The 16442-nt window shown below is 60.5% G+C and carries 16 protein-coding genes; 10 read left to right on the top strand and 6 right to left on the bottom strand.

From position 1 onward, the window contains the following. Positions 1 to 125: 125 nt before the first annotated feature. Entirely contained in the window at positions 126 to 434 is a 309-nt protein-coding gene (locus AC515T_RS08970) for a hypothetical protein (protein ID WP_256326538.1), read from the top strand. Positions 435 to 494: 60 nt separating this feature from the next. Here the strand turns inward: AC515T_RS08970 and AC515T_RS08965 are convergent, their stop codons facing one another. Next, on the bottom strand, positions 495 to 1682 hold the full coding sequence (locus AC515T_RS08965) for a molybdopterin molybdotransferase MoeA (RefSeq protein ID WP_496533095.1): 1188 nt from the start codon (positions 1680 to 1682) through the stop codon (positions 495 to 497). 22 nt (positions 1683 to 1704) lie between these two features. After that, entirely contained in the window at positions 1705 to 2244 is a 540-nt protein-coding gene (gene moaB, locus AC515T_RS08960; RefSeq protein WP_092441221.1) for a molybdenum cofactor biosynthesis protein B, read from the bottom strand. Positions 2245 to 2322: 78 nt separating this feature from the next. Here moaB and mobA point away from each other — a divergent pair, with 78 nt between their 5' ends. Beyond that, entirely contained in the window at positions 2323 to 2925 is a 603-nt protein-coding gene (gene mobA / locus AC515T_RS08955) for a molybdenum cofactor guanylyltransferase MobA (RefSeq protein WP_496532186.1), read from the top strand. 75 nt (positions 2926 to 3000) lie between these two features. Next, on the top strand, positions 3001 to 3222 hold the full coding sequence (locus tag AC515T_RS08950; protein WP_003199454.1) for a YgdI/YgdR family lipoprotein: 222 nt from the start codon (positions 3001 to 3003) through the stop codon (positions 3220 to 3222). Positions 3223 to 4175: 953 nt separating this feature from the next. On the opposite strand, the gene AC515T_RS08945 is transcribed toward AC515T_RS08950, so the two are convergent. The 3 genes from AC515T_RS08945 to AC515T_RS08935 form a co-directional block, all read right to left on the bottom strand. Continuing rightward, a complete protein-coding gene (locus AC515T_RS08945) occupies positions 4176 to 5066 on the bottom strand; it encodes a pseudouridine synthase (protein WP_496532185.1) in 891 nt (296 codons plus the stop codon). A 71-nt stretch (positions 5067 to 5137) separates the two neighbouring features. Beyond that, on the bottom strand, positions 5138 to 5458 hold the full coding sequence (locus AC515T_RS08940; protein WP_003199451.1) for a hypothetical protein: 321 nt from the start codon (positions 5456 to 5458) through the stop codon (positions 5138 to 5140). 92 nt (positions 5459 to 5550) lie between these two features. Continuing rightward, on the bottom strand, positions 5551 to 5787 hold the full coding sequence (locus AC515T_RS08935; RefSeq protein WP_496532184.1) for a glutaredoxin family protein: 237 nt from the start codon (positions 5785 to 5787) through the stop codon (positions 5551 to 5553). 189 nt (positions 5788 to 5976) lie between these two features. On the opposite strand from AC515T_RS08935, the gene AC515T_RS08930 reads away from it, so the two are divergent. Continuing rightward, positions 5977 to 7689: a cation:proton antiporter gene (locus AC515T_RS08930; protein WP_496532183.1), complete on the top strand. Its 1713-nt coding sequence runs from the start codon at positions 5977 to 5979 to the stop codon at positions 7687 to 7689. 8 nt (positions 7690 to 7697) lie between these two features. Here the strand turns inward: AC515T_RS08930 and AC515T_RS08925 are convergent, their stop codons facing one another. Further along, entirely contained in the window at positions 7698 to 8906 is a 1209-nt protein-coding gene (locus AC515T_RS08925; protein WP_496532182.1) for an ammonium transporter, read from the bottom strand. Between the two features lie 339 nt (positions 8907 to 9245). Between AC515T_RS08925 and AC515T_RS08920 the strand changes: the two genes are divergently transcribed. The 6 genes from AC515T_RS08920 to AC515T_RS08895 all read left to right on the top strand — a co-directional run bounded on the left by AC515T_RS08920 (position 9246) and on the right by AC515T_RS08895 (position 16435). Beyond that, the gene (locus tag AC515T_RS08920) at positions 9246 to 9560 is read left to right on the top strand and encodes an ElaB/YgaM/YqjD family protein (RefSeq protein ID WP_060738526.1); all 315 of its coding nucleotides are present in this window, start codon (positions 9246 to 9248) and stop codon (positions 9558 to 9560) included. A gap of 2 nt (positions 9561 to 9562) precedes the next feature. Continuing rightward, complete coding sequence (locus AC515T_RS08915; protein ID WP_060738527.1) at positions 9563 to 9952, top strand: phage holin family protein; 390 nt, start codon at positions 9563 to 9565, stop codon at positions 9950 to 9952. Continuing rightward, positions 9949 to 10284, top strand: a complete 336-nt coding sequence (locus AC515T_RS08910; protein ID WP_496532181.1) for a hypothetical protein — start codon at positions 9949 to 9951, stop codon at positions 10282 to 10284. Before AC515T_RS08915 ends, AC515T_RS08910 begins: the two co-directional genes overlap by 4 nt. Positions 10285 to 10423: 139 nt before the next feature. Continuing rightward, on the top strand, positions 10424 to 11752 hold the full coding sequence (locus tag AC515T_RS08905; RefSeq protein ID WP_053183171.1) for a deoxyguanosinetriphosphate triphosphohydrolase: 1329 nt from the start codon (positions 10424 to 10426) through the stop codon (positions 11750 to 11752). A gap of 426 nt (positions 11753 to 12178) precedes the next feature. Continuing rightward, the gene (locus AC515T_RS08900; protein WP_014337291.1) at positions 12179 to 12805 is read left to right on the top strand and encodes a response regulator transcription factor; all 627 of its coding nucleotides are present in this window, start codon (positions 12179 to 12181) and stop codon (positions 12803 to 12805) included. 9 nt (positions 12806 to 12814) lie between these two features. Further along, positions 12815 to 16435, top strand: coding sequence for a transporter substrate-binding domain-containing protein (locus tag AC515T_RS08895; protein ID WP_496532180.1), 3621 nt, complete (start codon positions 12815 to 12817; stop codon positions 16433 to 16435). The last annotated feature ends 7 nt before the right edge of the window (positions 16436 to 16442 follow it).

Here is a 16442-nt window from a genome sequence, read left to right as displayed (position 1 = left end):
TGTTTTGCTGGATCGCTTAAACCCTCATCACACAAGGAAGCATTCTCCCATGGATGGATACGTCACGGCCCGCAGGGGCCGGATCAGTCGCTCGAACAGTTATGGCCAAGGGGATGGACCGTCCCATGCATAACCGTGAATACAAGCTGTCACCTCGGCAGCTCGCATCCTTTGGAAGCGGGCGGGCCGATACTCGAAACGAATGCAAAAGTTGCAGTAATCCCGTTGGAGGAATTGATTTGGAACCGCGCGTCGTTGAACTGGAAACCCACCTCAAATACATCCGTAAAGACATGGATGAAATACGCACCGACGTCAAGGTGATCCGCCACAGGCTGGCCTATTCGGCTGGCGCCGCGGCGGTGGTGCTCGGTCTGCTGGGCTGGATTGCCAACAATCGATTCGATCAGTTGGTGATGCTGCTCACGCGATAAAGGTGAGGCGTGCAAAAGCCCGAGCGTCCAACTCGGGCCGGAGAACACCTGGCATGCGTGCTAGCCCAGGACTTCGCTCAAGGGAATGAAGCTCACTTCGTCGCCCTCCACCAGTGTCTGTCCTTCGAGCACCTCGACCAACCCGTCGGCCCAGGCCGCGCTGCGCAGGACACCCGAGCTCTGATTCCGGTAGATGATCGCTCGACCATTCTCCATGCGGCCTCGCAGGTATTCCCGGCGACTGCCCGCCTTTGGCCAGGCGAAACCGGCCGGCACCTTGAACTTGAGCGGCGCTACCGACTGAACGCCTTGGCGCCTCAGTAGGTAAGGCCTTGCCAGCAGTGCGAACGTCACGAGGGTCGAAGCGGGGTTTCCAGGCAGGCCTATGACTGGCACACCACGGTAATGTCCGAACGTCAGCGGCTTACCCGGTTTGATGGCGAGTTTCCACAGCGCCAGCTCGCCGTCCTCGCGCAAGGCAACGCCCAGGAAGTCCGCCTCCCCCACCGACACACCTCCGGTGGACAGGATCAGATCGACATCCGACAACTGTGCCAGGCGCTCGCGGGTGGCCGATAAATCGTCGGGCAGGATACCCCCGTCAACCACCTCATAACCCAGTCGTTGCAGCCAGCCACACAGGAGCACGCGGTTGCTGTTATAGATCTGGCCAGGACCCAACGCCTGACCGGGCTCGACCAGTTCATCTCCCGTGGAGAGGACGGCGACGCGGACCTTGCGCACCACGTCCAGCGATGCACAGCCCAAGGATGCCGCCAAGCCCAGCTCGATCGGCCCCAGGCGAGTACCGGCAGAAAGGACTTGCTCGCCAACGGTGGTCTCCTGTCCTTGAGGACGAATGTTCTGCCCACTGACCATCGGCTCGGTAAACCGCACTCGCTGGTCGCTTTCAACCACGGCGTTTTCCTGCATCTCGACGCAATCGGCGCCGGCAGGGACTGGCGCCCCCGTGAAGATCCGCGCACAGGTACCAACAGCCAACGGCTCCGGCGCCTGCCCGGCGAAAATTCGCTGGCTGACCACCAACGGCTCGCCGTTCCAGTCCGCCAGCCGCAAGGCGTAGCCGTCCATGGCGCTGTTGGGCCATGGCGGCAAATCAAGGGACGACACCAGATCCTCGGCAAGCACGCGCCCTGAGGCCGCGGCCAAAGGCAAATGCTCGCGCTGAACAATCGGCGTGGCCGCCGCCATCTCGAGCAGCCGCTCCAACGCCACCTCAACGGCCATCAAGGCGCCCGCCTTGCCCGGTTTACCCACGGGATTCACAAGGAGCAGCCTGTTTCAAATGAGCCACGAAGTTGCACGGCCGATGTCGCACATCCAATTGTTCAGCCAGGATCCCATCCCATCCCGTACGCACCGCGTTGGTCGACCCTGGCAGGCAACATACCAGCGTGCCATTGGCCAGGCCCGCCAGCGCGCGGGACTGCACAGTGGAAGTGCCGATGTCGGCCACGGATATCTGCCGGAACAACTCGCCAAACCCATCGACCTGCTTGTCCAGCAGACACGTGACGGCTTCCGGCGTGCTGTCACGCCCCGTGAAACCGGTGCCGCCGGTGATCAGCACCACTTGCACCATGTCTTCGGCAATCCAGGTCGCGACTTGCGCCCGGATCTTGTACAAATCATCTTTGAGCAGGACCCGCGCCGCCAGGTTGTGGCCGGCCGCCGTGAGCCGATCGACGAAGACCTGCCCGGACGTATCGGTTTCCAGAGTACGGGTGTCACTGACTGTCAGCACCGCGATATTGAGCGGCACGAAAGGTACATCAGCCTTGGCTTTCATAGGCTCGTCCAGTTGTGGAGAAAACAGCCCGGTGTTATATCACAGCGCTTCATTTTTTCGCCCGTGCGGAGACACGTCATGACCTCGAACACGCCGCTGCCATCCTGCTCCATTCTGCTCTTGGCGGGTGGGCGCGGGCAACGCATGGGCGGCCAGGACAAAGGCCTGGTGCAGTGGCAAGGCGAACCGCTGATTGCCCATCTCCATCGTCAGACCCGCGCGATGAGTGATGACCTGATCATTTCCTGCAACCGTAATGCGCAACGTTATGCACCGTATGCCGATCAGTTGGTGCATGACGAGGAAGGTGACTTTCCCGGGCCACTGGCGGGCATCCGGGCAGGCCTCAAGGCAGCGAGGCACCCGTATGTGCTGGTGCTGCCGTGCGACGTACCGCAAATCGACACCAGCCTGCTCGACAACATGCGCAGAACGGCCAGCCAGTACCCCGACCAACCGTTGATGGTGCGGCACGGCGAGCATTGGGAACCGCTGCTGTGTGTCATCCCGCTGGCCCTGGCCGCGAGCTTCGAAAAAGCTTGGAGCGAAGGCGAACGCAGCCCCGGTCGGATCATGCGCGCGCTACACGCCGTTGCCTTGCAATGCCCTGCCGACGATCCGCGGCTGGCCAATCTGAACACCCCGGAGTTACTGGCCCAACATAAAGGCGTGTCAGATTGACACTAGCCAGGAACTTGCGCGCAATGTATACGTCTGAAGGTCAGTAACTTGAAGAATCCATTTCGGAGAAACACCATGACACAACGGACCCTCGCCACGTTCATGCTCGCTCTGGGCCTCGCCACCCTTGCCGGGTGCGCTTCGCCAACAGTGATCACCTTGAATGACGGTCGCGAAATCCAGGCCGTCGATACCCCTCATTACGATGAAGAAAGCGGCTTCTACGAATTCGAGCAACTGGATGGCAAGCAGACTCGCGTGAACAAGGATCAGGTTCGTACCGTTAAGGATTTGTAATCTGTAACGCTGCTGCCAGATAGTTGGAAAAGACGGTGCTTCCTGAAGAGGGAGGCGCCGTTTTTTTTTACTTGGGTTTGGTTTTGGTTTGAGGTGTATATCCGTTGCTGCGGTAACGGCGGCTTAGGGTTCCGCCCTTACGGCGGGTCACTTTTGAAGAGCGCAAAAGTAACCAAAACGCTTCTGCCCCACCACTCGGTGCCTCGCTAAGGCTCGGCATGCCTGAACGAAGGCATTGCTCCGTGGGCCGCCGCGAAGGGCCATCCATGGCCCAGCGCGGCTAACCCGGCATCCATGCCGGGTTGCCCACTGCGCAATACCTTCGTTCAGCCAGCGTGGTTAACGGGGCGCCGAGATCAACGTCCACCGCGAGGCGGCCTAACAGCCGACCTGGTTCTGGTTGGGATCGCGTTTCTCCTGTGGGAGCGGGCTTGCTCGCGAAGGCGGTGAGTCAGTTTTCGGTGATGTTGGAAGTGCCGGCGTCATCGCGAGCAAGCTCGCTCCCACAGGGGGGTTAGGTGCACATGAATTTTGTATTCGCTGAAGATCCAGTGTGGGAGCGAGCTTGCTCGCGATAGCGGTGGCTCAGCCACATAGATGCCGGCATATGCCCCGCTCTTGCTCTGCTCTTGCTTTGGATCTTGATCTTGATCTCGAGGCCCCGTTAAACCACGCTGGCCGAACGCAGGCATTGTGGAGTGGGCATCCCGGCATGGATGCCGGGATAGCCGCGCTGGGCCATGGATGGCCCTTCGCGGCGGGCCCACGGAGCAATGCCGGAGTGAGGGCATGCCGAGCCTAGGCGAGGCACCAAGTGGTGGGGCAAAAGCGTTTTGGTTACTTTTGACTGGGCCGGCTTCCGGGCTCTTCAAAAGTGACCCGCTGTAAGAGCGGAACCATAAGCCGCCGTTACCTAAATAACGGATATACACACCATCCCCTGAACAAAAAAACTACCACTGCAACGAAATATCGCTCTCGAACACCCGCGCCTGACCCGTAACCGGATCAACAAAACGCAACCCCTGAGCCAGCAGCTTTAGCGGATTCGAGTAATCATCCTCAGCATCCCGAATCACATCAGGATAAAACGGATCGTTGCAGATCCCCGCCCCAAGGGCATTCATGTGAACCCGCAACTGATGCTTCTTACCCGTAACCGGATACAAACCATAACGCCACAGCTCACCATTGCGTTCCAACACTTCGATGGCCGTTTCGGTATTGGGCTCGCCCGGCCCCTCTTGCATCCGAAAGAACGGCTCACCATCGATCATTCGGCTTTTATGCACCCGGGGAAAGGTCAGCCCAGGCAATGCGCGGGCAATGGCCTGGTAGCGTTTCTCGATCTGCCGCGTCGGGAATAACGACTGATACGCCGAACGGCTGTGCGGGTTGGCGGAAAACAACACCAGCCCGGCCGTGTGCCGGTCGATGCGGTGCAAGGGCACCAGATGAGGATTGTCCAGCCGCCGGATCAGCCGCCGCAACAAGGTTTGCTCGACATATTCACCCGCCGGAGTGACAGGCAGAAAATGCGGCTTGTCTGCCACCACCAGATGCTCGTCGGCGTACAGGATCGACTCCACCACCGGGATCGGCTTCTCGTCGGGCACTTCACGGAAGTAGTGGATGCGCAGGCCTTCACGGTACGGCAAATCGACAGGGATGGCCTTGCCCTCCCCGTCCAATACCCGGCCCCGGGCGATCCGGTCCAGCCACTGCTCGCGACTGATGGCGCTGAAATGCTCACACAGGCACTCCAGCACCGTCGACCAGGAACCGGGCGGCAGATACAGCGTACTGGCCTGATGATGAGCGGCGGAAAACGATGGACCGGACATTGAAAACTCTTAGGCATCTTTGCAGGACGGCATTATCTGACAGTCGCACCGGCCAGCCCAGCGATGATTGCTTACGCCGTGACCGAGGTCGATTTTGCCGCCGCTTCGGTGAACTCCTTCAACCAGCGCAGCACCTCCACCGCCTCCCAGCGACCTGGATCGTACAGCGCGTACAGCAAACCCTGGTAACCCACCACATCCAACTGCTTGTGATAGCCGGCACGCTGGAACAACGCTTCGATCTCGGCGAAACAGGTGTTGAAATGCAGTTTATTGAAGGGCGTCTTGCCTTCAGTCACCAAGCCATCCAGGCGCAGCTCCAGGACCGCCTCACGCACAACGTCCGCGGACATCCTGTTTACGCTGCTTTTCAGTTGTTCGACATTGACCAAGGGGGAGCACTCCAGATAGCTGTATGCACATACAGTAACCGAAGCGCACTACTTTCGCCAACCGCCGTCTCAGGAACCGACGGACGAACCGCTCAACGGAGGAAGGTCACGATCTGTTCGGCCCCGAAGGGCCAGTCCAGCTCGGCACCGGTATCCAGCCTGCGCAGCACGGGAATACGCAGCCCATAATCCTCCACCCAGTCTTCACGCTCTGAAATGTCCACCAGCTCCACCAACAATCCATGTTCGACGAAAGGCATCAGCACCCCTTCGGCAACTTCACAAAGATGACACCCCAGGGTGCCGAACAACTGGCATTCAGGAAGCATGGCGGGTAGACCCCAAAAAGATAGACGGTCATTCTAGGCCCGCCTCGGAAAACCGTCGAGTCGCTGGCTCGCTTCAGGGTGTTTCGGTAAAACGCTGATGCAAATCACTGAGCGTAAATGCTTTTCCAGCGACGCTTGTTGCGTTTTCCCCTCTACGCTGTGCGTTGTAGCCTTGAAACGGAGCTCCCCTTGTTTGCCAACCTGCTGATCATCCTTGCCTCGTCCCTGGTGGTCATCGCCCTCTTCAGGCGGCTGCGCCTGCCACCCGTGCTGGGTTATCTCTGTGTCGGGCTGGCGGTCGGGCCTACCGCGCTGGACTGGGTCAACGACAGCGAAGAATTGCCAGACCTGGCCGAGCTCGGGGTGGTGTTCCTGCTGTTCTCGTTGGGGCTGGAGTTTTCCCTGTCGAAAATGCTCGAACTGCGTCGGGTCGTGTTCGGCCTCGGCAGCCTGCAGGTGTTGTGCTCGGGAGCGCTCTTGGCGGGATTGCTGGCCGTGTGCGGCGCGCCGGTGATCGCCGCGTTGCTGCTCGGTGCGGGACTGGCCTTGTCCTCCACCGCCATTGTCAGCAAGGAGTTGACCAGCCTGGGCGAGATCTTCAGCAGCCACGGCCAGAACGCCATCGGTGTGCTGTTGTTCCAGGACGTCGTCGCGGTGCTGCTATTGACCCTGGTGCCGGTCTTCGCCGGCAGCAGCGAGCACCCGTGGTACTGGGCGCTACCACTGACCCTGGGCAAGACCCTGGTGTTGTTCGGGGGCCTGCTGCTGACCAGCCGGCTGCTGTTGCCCCGACTGTTCCATGAGGTGGCGGCGTCCCGCTCCGCAGAACTGTTCGTGCTGCTGGCCCTGGTGATCGTGCTGCTGACGGCATGGCTGACCCACTTGCTCGGCTTGTCGCCGGCCCTGGGGGCTTTCCTGGCGGGCATGCTGCTGGGGGAGAGCCACTACCGGCATCAGATCGAAGCCGACATACGCCCGTTCCGCGACATCCTGCTGGGGCTGTTTTTCGTCAGCATCGGCATGCTGATCGATCTGCAGCTGTTCCTCGATGACGGCCTGTCGATACTGGGATTGACCCTCGGCTTGATGCTCATCAAGGGCTGCGTGGTCGCCGCCCTGGTGAAATGGCGCGGCAGTGACGGTGAAACCGCCTGGCGCAGTGGCCTGGCCCTGGCCCAGGGCGGCGAATTCTGTTTTGCGTTGATGGCGCTGATGCAGCAAAACCGTCTCATGCCCGCCGACATCAGCGGCCTGCTGCTGGCCGCGACATTCTGCTCGATGCTGCTGACCCCGCTATTGCTGCGCGCGGCGCCACGCGTCGCCGCGCGCCTGCATCGCAAACCCAACGAAGAGGCGCAACTGGACCAGATCAGCGCACTCAATGCCGGCTTGTCGGATCACGTGGTGATTTGCGGCTACGGGCGCGTCGGCCAGTCCATCGGGCGCTTCCTGCGCCGCGAAGGCCAGGCGTTCGTCGCTCTGGATGACGACCCGGTTATCATCCAGGAAGCCACCGTCGGGGAAAACTGCGTGCATTACGGCGATTCGCGACGGGGTGACCTGCTCGCCGCCGTTGGCTTGAGCCGCGCCAGGCTATTGGTAATCGCGGTGGACAAGACCGACATCGCCATCACCGTGCTCAAGGCGGCCCGGCGGGTCAACCAACAGGTGCCGATCCTGGTGCGCACCCGTGACGATAGCCAACTGGCCGAGTTGCAGGCGGCGGGGGCCAGCGAAGTGGTCCCGGAACTGCTGGAATCGAGCCTGATGCTGGCGTCCCACGCCCTGATCATGCTCGGCCTGCCTGAGCAGCAGGTCCGGCATCATGTGGATCAGGTCCGTCACGACCGTTATCGCCTGCTCCACGGTTTTTACCCTGGCAACCAGGACAAGGAGCCTTAGTGCAACGATCAGTCCTGGCTGACCGCGCCGATCTTGTGAATCGACAGGTCGGCACCGTAATACTCTTCTTCCTGGGTCAGGCGCAGCCCCAGCACGGCTTTGATCGCGCCATAGACCGCGAACCCACCGGCCAAGGCGACGACAACGCCCAGCGCCGTGCCGATCAACTGGCTGATCAGGCTGACCCCACCCAGGCCGCCCAAAGCACCCTGGCCAAAGACGCCACAGGCAATGCCGCCCCAGACCCCGCACAAGCCGTGCAGCGGCCAGACGCCGAGCACGTCGTCGATCTTCCACTTGCCCTGGGCCGCCGTGAAGCACCAGACAAACAAGGCCCCGGCAATGGCACCGGTGGCCAGCGCACCCACCGGGTGCATCAGGTCGGAACCGGCACAGACCGCCACCAACCCGGCCAGCGGGCCGTTGTGCAGGAAGCCTGGGTCATTGCGCCCGACAATCAAGGCCGCCACGGTACCGCCGACCATGGCCATCAACGAATTGACCGCCACCAGCCCGCTCACCCCAGGCAGGGTCTGGGCACTCATCACGTTGAAACCGAACCAGCCGACAATCAGGATCCACGAGCCCAAGGCGAGGAATGGAATACTCGAAGGCGCGAACGCCACCAGACGACCGTCCCGGTAGCGACCATTACGCGGGCCGAGCAAAAGCACTGCCGCCAGCGCCAGCCAGCCACCCATGGCATGCACCACCACGGAACCGGCGAAGTCATGGAAACTGGCGCCGAACCGGGCTTGCAGCCAGGCCTGCAGGCCGAAATTGCCGTTCCAGACCAAACCTTCGAAGAACGGATAGACAAATGCCACGATCAGCACCGTGGCGCACAACTGCGGTGCGAAGCGCGCGCGCTCGGCGATACCGCCGGAAATGATGGCTGGGATCGCGGCGGCAAAGGTCAACAGGAAGAAGAACTTCACCAGGCTGTAGCCATGATCGGTGCTGAGCACCGCCGCCGGTTGCAGGAAGGTCACCCCGTAGGAAATCCAATAACCGACAAAGAAATAGGCCAGGGTCGAGACCGCGAAGTCGCTGAGGATTTTCGACAGCGCATTGACCTGGTTCTTTTGCCGGACCGTTCCCACTTCAAGAAACGCGAAGCCGGCATGCATGGCCAGGACCATGACTGCGCCGAGCAGGATGAACAGCGTGTTGGAGCTGTGGACCAGACTGTCCACGGCACTTTGCATATTTTCCATGGTGTTGGCAGACCTGAAAAAGTTGAAAAAAGCACCAAACCGGTTCGCCCACCCCTGCGAGCGCACCAAATTGAAACGACTCATTTGCCAGACACAGGCCGATGAACCGCATTAGTGCGCCATAACGGGCAAAACGAAGTCCCGCTCAAGATGCTTCGCGGGTTTTGATTATTTGGATCAAGGTTTTACGGGCTTGCGCCCAGCTTCAGCGCACTGGCACAGACTGACGCACCAGTACATGGCAGAAGCCTGAGCAAAAGTTGTACCAGCCACTTGCACTGAACCTTCCGGCAAGGCTCATACTCGAACGCTTCAGACGTCACTTACGGAGATTCACCCATGGCCAGAACCCAGGCAAAGACTGCTCAAGAAATCCTGATGGAAGATTTTCAAACGCTGGTCAGCGACACGGAGCGCTTGCTCGATCACACCGCGACGCTGGCAGGCGATCAAGCCGATGCGCTACGCGGCCAGATCCACGAAACCCTCCTGCGTGCCCGCGAAACACTCAAGCTGACCGAAGACTCCATGCGCGAGCGCGGCCAGGCTGCGGTCGTCGCCACCGAGGAATACGTACAGGCCAACCCTTGGCAATCGGTAGGCATTGCCGCAGGCGTTGGTTTTCTGATTGGTCTGTTGGCGACACGGCGCTGATCATGGGTATCGACGAATCCGGCTCGTCCGAAGCGGGCACACAACCTACAGCGCGCCGCCTGGGCGCGGCGTTTCTTGGCTTGCTGCACAGCCACGTCGAATTGTTCGGCATGGAGTTGCAGGAACAGAAGGCACGCACCGTCAGCCTGCTGCTGTTCGCCGGCCTTGCGCTGGTGTTCGGCTTGCTGCTGTTGGTCGGGCTTTCGGCGCTGGTGCTGATCCTGGTATGGGACACCTATCGTCTGTCGGGCATTATCGGCCTGTGCCTGTTTTATCTGCTGGCGGCGCTGTTTTGCGGTCTGCGGCTCAAGGCAGCGATCTACGACGAGTCCTCCCCTTTCAACGCCACCCTCGAAGAACTGGCCAATGACCGGGAGCGCCTGCTGCCATGAGCCTGCCTGATATTCCTCAAGCCCGGACACGACAGGAAATGCGCAAGGCGCTGGTGCGCCTGCGCATGGAAATGCATCGCCAGGAAATCCGTCAGGAGACGCGCCAATTGCTGCAACCCTTGAATCGGGTGCGCGGCCTGACGCAAAGCTGGCACGAAGGTTTCGGCATCAAGCATGCCCCACTGTGGGGCGTGGCGGCGGTGTCCCTGCTCGGCTTCCTCACCGGCAAACGGACCCGCCATGGCGGTGGCGGTGGCTTGACAGGCCTGATCCGCCTGGCAACGACATTGCTGCCGTTGGTCAAGCTGGCCAAGGACCTGCGCAAGCCCTGACGACCGCCCCCCTGTGGCGAGGGAGCCTGCTCCCTCTCCACAGGTTATGTATCCGGTCTGGGCAGGCCCATAGGCCTTGCAGGGCGCCCCACGAACCGGGAAGCTAGGGCATCGACATCATCGAACGGAGCAACCGGCCTTGGATTGGCATACTCTGCTGACTCGCGAACGTCTCGGAAAACCGCTGCACAGCCCGCAAGAGCTGGGCCGTAGTCCCTTCCACAAGGACCACGACCGCATCATCTTTTCCGGGGCCTTCCGCCGCCTCGGGCGCAAGACACAAGTGCATCCGGTGTCCAGCAACGACCACATCCACACGCGCCTGACCCATTCCCTGGAAGTCAGTTGCGTCGGGCGTTCCCTGGGCATGCGCGTGGGAGAAACCATCCGCAATGCCCTGCCCGACTGGTGCGAGCCAAGCGACCTGGGCATGGTGGTGCAATCGGCCTGCCTGGCCCACGACATCGGTAACCCGCCGTTTGGTCACTCCGGCGAGGACGCCATTCGCTATTGGTTCCAGCAGGCCGCCGGGCGGGGCTGGCTTGATGCCATGAGCGAAGCCGAGCGCAACGACTTCCTCAATTTCGAAGGCAACGCCCAAGGCTTCCGTGTCCTCACCCAGCTCGAATACCATCAGTTCGACGGTGGAACCCGGCTGACCTATGCCACCCTCGGCACCTACCTGAAATACCCCTGGACTGCCCGCCACGCCGATTCCCTGGGCTACAAGAAGCACAAGTTCGGTTGCTACCAGAGCGAACTGCCGCTGCTGGAGCAGATTGCCCACAAGCTCGGTTTGCCACAGATCGAGGATCAACGCTGGGCAAGGCATCCACTGGTGTACCTGATGGAGGCCGCCGATGACATCTGCTACGCGCTGATCGACCTGGAAGACGGCGTGGAAATGGACCTTCTGGAATACCCCCAGGTGGAATCGCTGCTCCTGGACCTGGTGGGCGACGATCTTCCGGACACCTACCGGCAGCTCGGGCCGCTGGACTCACGACGGCGTAAACTGGCGATCCTGCGGGGCAAGGCCATCGAACACCTGACCAACGCCGCCGCCCGGGCGTTTGTCGAGCAGCAGGAGGCGTTACTTGCCGGCACGCTGCCAGGGGACCTGGTGGAACATATGCACGGCCCGGCAAAACGTTGCGTGTTGAATGCCAAGGACATGGCGCGCCGGAAAATCTTCCAGGACAAGCGCAAGACCCTGCATGAGATCGGCGCCTACACCACGTTGGAAATCCTGCTCAACGGCTTTTGCGGCGCCGCCCTCGAACAGCACGGCGGCCGCACGCCTTCGTTCAAGAATCGCCGCATCCTCGACCTGCTGGGGAACAATGCGCCGGATCCCAACGGCCCTTTGCATGGCGCGTTCCTGCGAATGATCGATTTCATCGCCGGCATGACTGACAGCTACGCCAGCGAAATGGCCCAGGAGATGACCGGCCGAACGCGCCAATAAAAGGCGTGGATCGACGGTGTGCGATGCCAGGCACAAAACCTGTGGGGGCGGGCTTGCTCGCGAAAGCGGTGGGGCGGATTGCGACGATATTGAATGAGCCTCCGCTTTCGCGAGCAAGCCCCCGACAATGGATTCATGCAAGTTTTACATGAGGAAATACCCTTAAAGGTCAGCAATATTGAATAAAACCTGCACGCACTTGTTTGCATAAACATCCTGCTGAAAGAAACACCCCTTCACAAATAGCCTTTTCATTATTCGTCCTGTTTCATCCACCTACTAAAAAACCGATTACATCGTAATATCTTGCCTCTTTTTTTGTAGGAAACTTCTGAAATTGAAGTTGCATGCCCGTCTCTTCGTACGGCCGTGGCTTTAAGTGGGCTAAGGTGCGCGCTTTATTCAAGTTCGCAGGGTAATTTATTCATGAATTCCGTTTTCATTGTCGACGATCATCCGGTCATCCGCCTCGCCGTTCGCATGCTCCTGGAACATGAGGGCTATAAGGTCGTAGGAGAAACTGACAACGGCGTCGACGCGATGCAAATGGTGCGCGAATGCATGCCAGACCTGGTTATCCTGGACATCAGCATCCCCAAACTTGACGGGTTGGAAATTCTGTCGCGCTTCAACGCCATGACCACGCCGCTCAAGACACTGGTGCTCACGGCACAATCGCCGACGCTCTTCGGTATCCGATGCATGCAATCCGGCGCCTCTGGCTACGTTTGCAAACAGGAAGACCTCAGCGAACTTGTCAGCGCGATCAAAGCGGTATTGTCCGGCTATAACTATTTCCCCAGCCAGGCACTGAACCCGGTTCGCCCGGATGATCCACGCAGTATAGAGCTGGACCTTTTCAAAAGCGTCAATGATCGGGAACTGATGGTACTGCAACTTTTTGCCCAGGGCCGAACCAACAAGGAAATAGCCAAGGGGATGTTTCTCAGCAATAAAACCGTCAGCACTTATAAAAAACGCCTGATGCAGAAACTCAAGGTCAAGTCCTTGGTCGAGCTGATTGAAATGGCGAAGCGCAACGCGCTGGTGTGAGAAAACAGGATGTTCAGACGCATAACCGAATGTCTCCTGCTGATCAGCGCAGCGTTCTATACAGGAGTGCTCGCGGCGATACCGGATGCGCCCGAGCAATACACGCTGTTGGGGCGTTCGTCCATGGCTCAGGCCGAGATCAAGCTCGATGATGTTCACCGCGCCTGGCTAAAAAGCCGGCAGGAACTGGTCCTGGGAACCTCCGCACCGGATTACCCGCCCTTCGATCTCTCCGCCAGCGGACGCGACTACGAGGGCCTGACCGCCGACTATGCCGACATCCTCGCCAAGGCTACCGGCCTATCCATGAGAGTCCTGCGCTTCGCCTCCCGTGAGGCAGCCATGGCGGCCCTCAAGGATGGGCAAATCGACCTGCTAGGCACCGCCAACGGTTTCGAGGCTCGCGACCCCGGCATTGTGCTCTCGACGCCGTACGCAGTGGACCAACCTGTGCTCGTCACCCGAACGAATGAAAGCCGATCCCTGAATGAAGACCTCAAGGGGTTGCGGCTGAGCATGGTCTATCACTATCTGCCGCTGCGGGAAATCGAAAAACTCTACCCCAAGGCAATCATCACCACCTATCCGTCCTACCAGAACGCTATCAATGCCGTCGCCTTTGGCCAGGCCGATGTATTTCTCGGCGATACCCTGTCCACCCACTACATGATCAACAAGGGTTACTTGAGCAATATCCGCATGGCCAGCTTCGGCAAACATGAATCCTATGGATTCGGTTTCGCCGTGCGCCGTGGCGATACCCGCTTGCTGGCGATCATCAACGCGACGCTGAACCAGGTCCCCATCGCCGAACAGGCGGCCATTGCCAAGCGCTGGAGTGCAGGCAGCGACCTGTACCTCACAGACCACCGGGTCCAACTGACCGACCGCGAGCAACGCTGGCTGGCCCGGCATCCGGTGGTCCGGGTGGTGGTGAACGAAACCTCCGCCCCCTTCACCTTCTTCGATCCGGACGGCGATTTTCGCGGCATCAGCGCCGACCTGCTGGAGCTGATCCGGTTGCGCACCGGCCTGCGCCTGGACATCCAGCGCCGCCAGAACGACAGTGAAATGATTGCCGCGGTCCTGAACGATCAGGCCGACATGATCGCCGCACTGTTGCCCAGCAGTGAACGGCAACGCCAGTTGAAATTCAGCCGCCCCTACGTCGACAGCTCGTTCGTCCTGCTGACCCGCAAGCCATCCGACACGCCCACCACACTCGATCAATTCGGCCACGCCAGCGTGGCGATCGCCAAGGGCAATCCGGTCATTGAATGGCTACGCAGCCAGTACCCGAGCATCCGGATCATCGAAACCGACGGCCCCTTGCGCGCCGTGGAAATGCTCGCCCATGGCCAGGTCGACGGCAGCGTGAACTCGCAGGTGATGGCCAACTACTTCATCTCCTCCCATGCGTGGCGGAACAGGTTACAGATCAGCAGCACGGTGGGCACCCAACAGGCGCTGTTCGCGCTGGCCACGGCCAAACACGCCAGCGAGTTGAACACCATCCTCGACAAAGCCCTGACCAGCATCGACCCCGACGAACTGGGCGTCATCAACAACCGCTGGCGCGGTTACGTCTCGCCCTCGGAACACACTTGGCGCACTTATAACCGCCTGTTCTTCCAGGTCGTCGCGGGCGTTGGTCTGTTGCTGCTGCTTTCCCTGACGTGGAACGCCTACATGCAGCGCCAGATCAAGCAACGTCAACGGGCGGAACTGGCCCTCAACGATCAGCTCGAATTCATGCATTCGCTGCTCAATGGCACCCCCCACCCCATCTACGTGAGGGATCGCAACGGCATCCTGCAAAGTTGCAACGACAGTTACCTGGAAGCGTTCAACGCCAGGCGCGAAGACGTCATCGGCAAGGACTCGATGCCAGGCTCCATGAGCAACGCCTTCGAAGCGCAGGAGTACCAGGCGGACTACCAGCGCGTCATGGCCGAAGGCTCCGCCCTGATCGTGGACCGCCCCCTGCACATCGGCGACCGGAAACTGACGATCTATCACTGGATCCTTCCCTACCGAAACTCCGCCGCGCAAGTGCAAGGCATCATCGGTGGCTGGATCGACATCAGTGAACGACGCCAGCTGTTCGAGGAACTGCGCGCATCCAAGCAACGGGCCGATGACGCGAACCGCGCCAAAAGCACGTTCCTGGCCACCATGAGCCATGAAATCCGCACCCCCATGAACGCGGTGATCGGCATGCTCGAGCTGGCCCTGAAACACGCCGACAAGGGCCACGTGGACCGCTCGACCATCGAAGTCGCGTATGAGTCGGCTTCCGGCATGCTCGAGCTGATAGGCGATATCCTGGACATCGCCCGTATCGAATCCGGCCATCTGAGCCTGAGCCCCGAACGCATCAATCTCAGGGTCCTGCTGCAATCGGTCATACGGGTCTTCGAGGGTGTGGCCCGGCAGAAAAACCTGGCGTTGTCACTGCAGTTCGACGCTGCCGAGGGCGACCCTGACGTGTTGATAGACCCCTTGCGATTCAAGCAGGTGCTGTCGAACCTGATCAGCAATGCCCTCAAATTTACCGAACAGGGCCAGGTCGTGGTCAAGGTGCGGCTATCGCCAACCGAGCGGGACGACGTGCTGCACATGCATCTGGAGGTCAACGACAGCGGCATCGGCATCGACCCAGCCGACCTGCAACGCTTGTTCGAGCCTTTTGCCCAGGTCGATAACACCAGCCGGATGGCCCGCAAAGGGGCGGGATTGGGGCTGGTGATCAGTCGCAACCTGTGCCGGATGATGGGCGGCAATCTGCACATGAGCAGCCAACCCGGCTTCGGTACCCAGGTCCAGGTCCGCCTGCAACTGACCGTCCTGTCGACGGCGCCGGTTAGCGCCCCACCCGAACCGATCATCGAAACGGCCCAGGCCGCCTTGAACGTTCTGATCGTGGACGATCACCCCGCCAATCGCCTGCTGATGTCCCAGCAACTGGAATACCTCGGCCATCACTACCAGGTCGCCCACGATGGCGCCCACGGGCTGGAGGTCTGGCAAAAAAACCATTTCGACCTGGTCATCGCCGATTGCAACATGCCCATCATGAGCGGTTACGAACTGGCCCGGTCGATTCGTCGCGATGAGTCCGAACAGCGACGGCCACCCTGCACCCTCCTGGGGTTCACCGCCAACGCTCAACCGGAGGAAAAACAACGCTGCCAGGACGCCGGAATGGATGACTGCCTGTTCAAGCCGATCAGCCTGAGCGCCTTGAGCCAGTGGATCAAGACGGTCAAACCCGTCGGTCACCCAGCGGCTTTCAGCGTGCACAGCCTCCAGGCGTTGACCGGCGGCGACCCGTCGTCCAACCGGCGTCTGCTGGCGGAGTTACTCAGCAGCAGCCGCGCGGACCGCCAGGAGTTGCTCGACGTCGCCCAGGGTGCCAACCGCCAGGCGCTGACCGAAACGGCGCACAAGATAAAAGGCGTCGCCCGCATCGTCCAGGCGACCGCGCTGATCCAGCGGTGCGAGGCGCTGGAGCAGGCGTGTCATCAGGCACAGGCACCTGAACGAATCAGCGCCTGCATCGATGCACTCGACCGTGCCATGAGCGAACTGGAGCGGGCCCTGGAAACGGAGATCGCCAAGGCGAAATAATCCAGCG

The organism is Pseudomonas sp. FSO-7, from assembly GCF_059579345.1.
The sequence above is the reverse complement of the archived record's forward strand: the minus strand, read 5'-3'. Positions and strand labels throughout refer to the sequence as shown.

Excerpts from the sequence above, each read along its gene's own strand:
- AC515T_RS08970 (WP_256326538.1), top strand. The coding sequence starts at position 126 with ATGCATAACCGTGAATACAAGCTGTCACCTCGGCAGCTCGCATCCTTT.
- AC515T_RS08965 (WP_496533095.1), bottom strand. The coding sequence starts at position 1,682 with ATGGCCGTTGAGGTGGCGTTGGAGCGGCTGCTCGAGATGGCGGCGGCC.
- moaB (WP_092441221.1), bottom strand. The coding sequence starts at position 2,244 with ATGAAAGCCAAGGCTGATGTACCTTTCGTGCCGCTCAATATCGCGGTG.
- mobA (WP_496532186.1), top strand. The coding sequence starts at position 2,323 with ATGACCTCGAACACGCCGCTGCCATCCTGCTCCATTCTGCTCTTGGCG.
- AC515T_RS08950 (WP_003199454.1), top strand. The coding sequence starts at position 3,001 with ATGACACAACGGACCCTCGCCACGTTCATGCTCGCTCTGGGCCTCGCC.
- AC515T_RS08945 (WP_496532185.1), bottom strand. The coding sequence starts at position 5,066 with ATGTCCGGTCCATCGTTTTCCGCCGCTCATCATCAGGCCAGTACGCTG.
- AC515T_RS08935 (WP_496532184.1), bottom strand. The coding sequence starts at position 5,787 with ATGCTTCCTGAATGCCAGTTGTTCGGCACCCTGGGGTGTCATCTTTGT.
- AC515T_RS08925 (WP_496532182.1), bottom strand. The coding sequence starts at position 8,906 with ATGGAAAATATGCAAAGTGCCGTGGACAGTCTGGTCCACAGCTCCAAC.
- AC515T_RS08920 (WP_060738526.1), top strand. The coding sequence starts at position 9,246 with ATGGCCAGAACCCAGGCAAAGACTGCTCAAGAAATCCTGATGGAAGAT.
- AC515T_RS08915 (WP_060738527.1), top strand. The coding sequence starts at position 9,563 with ATGGGTATCGACGAATCCGGCTCGTCCGAAGCGGGCACACAACCTACA.
- AC515T_RS08910 (WP_496532181.1), top strand. The coding sequence starts at position 9,949 with ATGAGCCTGCCTGATATTCCTCAAGCCCGGACACGACAGGAAATGCGC.
- AC515T_RS08900 (WP_014337291.1), top strand. The coding sequence starts at position 12,179 with ATGAATTCCGTTTTCATTGTCGACGATCATCCGGTCATCCGCCTCGCC.
- AC515T_RS08895 (WP_496532180.1), top strand. The coding sequence starts at position 12,815 with ATGTTCAGACGCATAACCGAATGTCTCCTGCTGATCAGCGCAGCGTTC.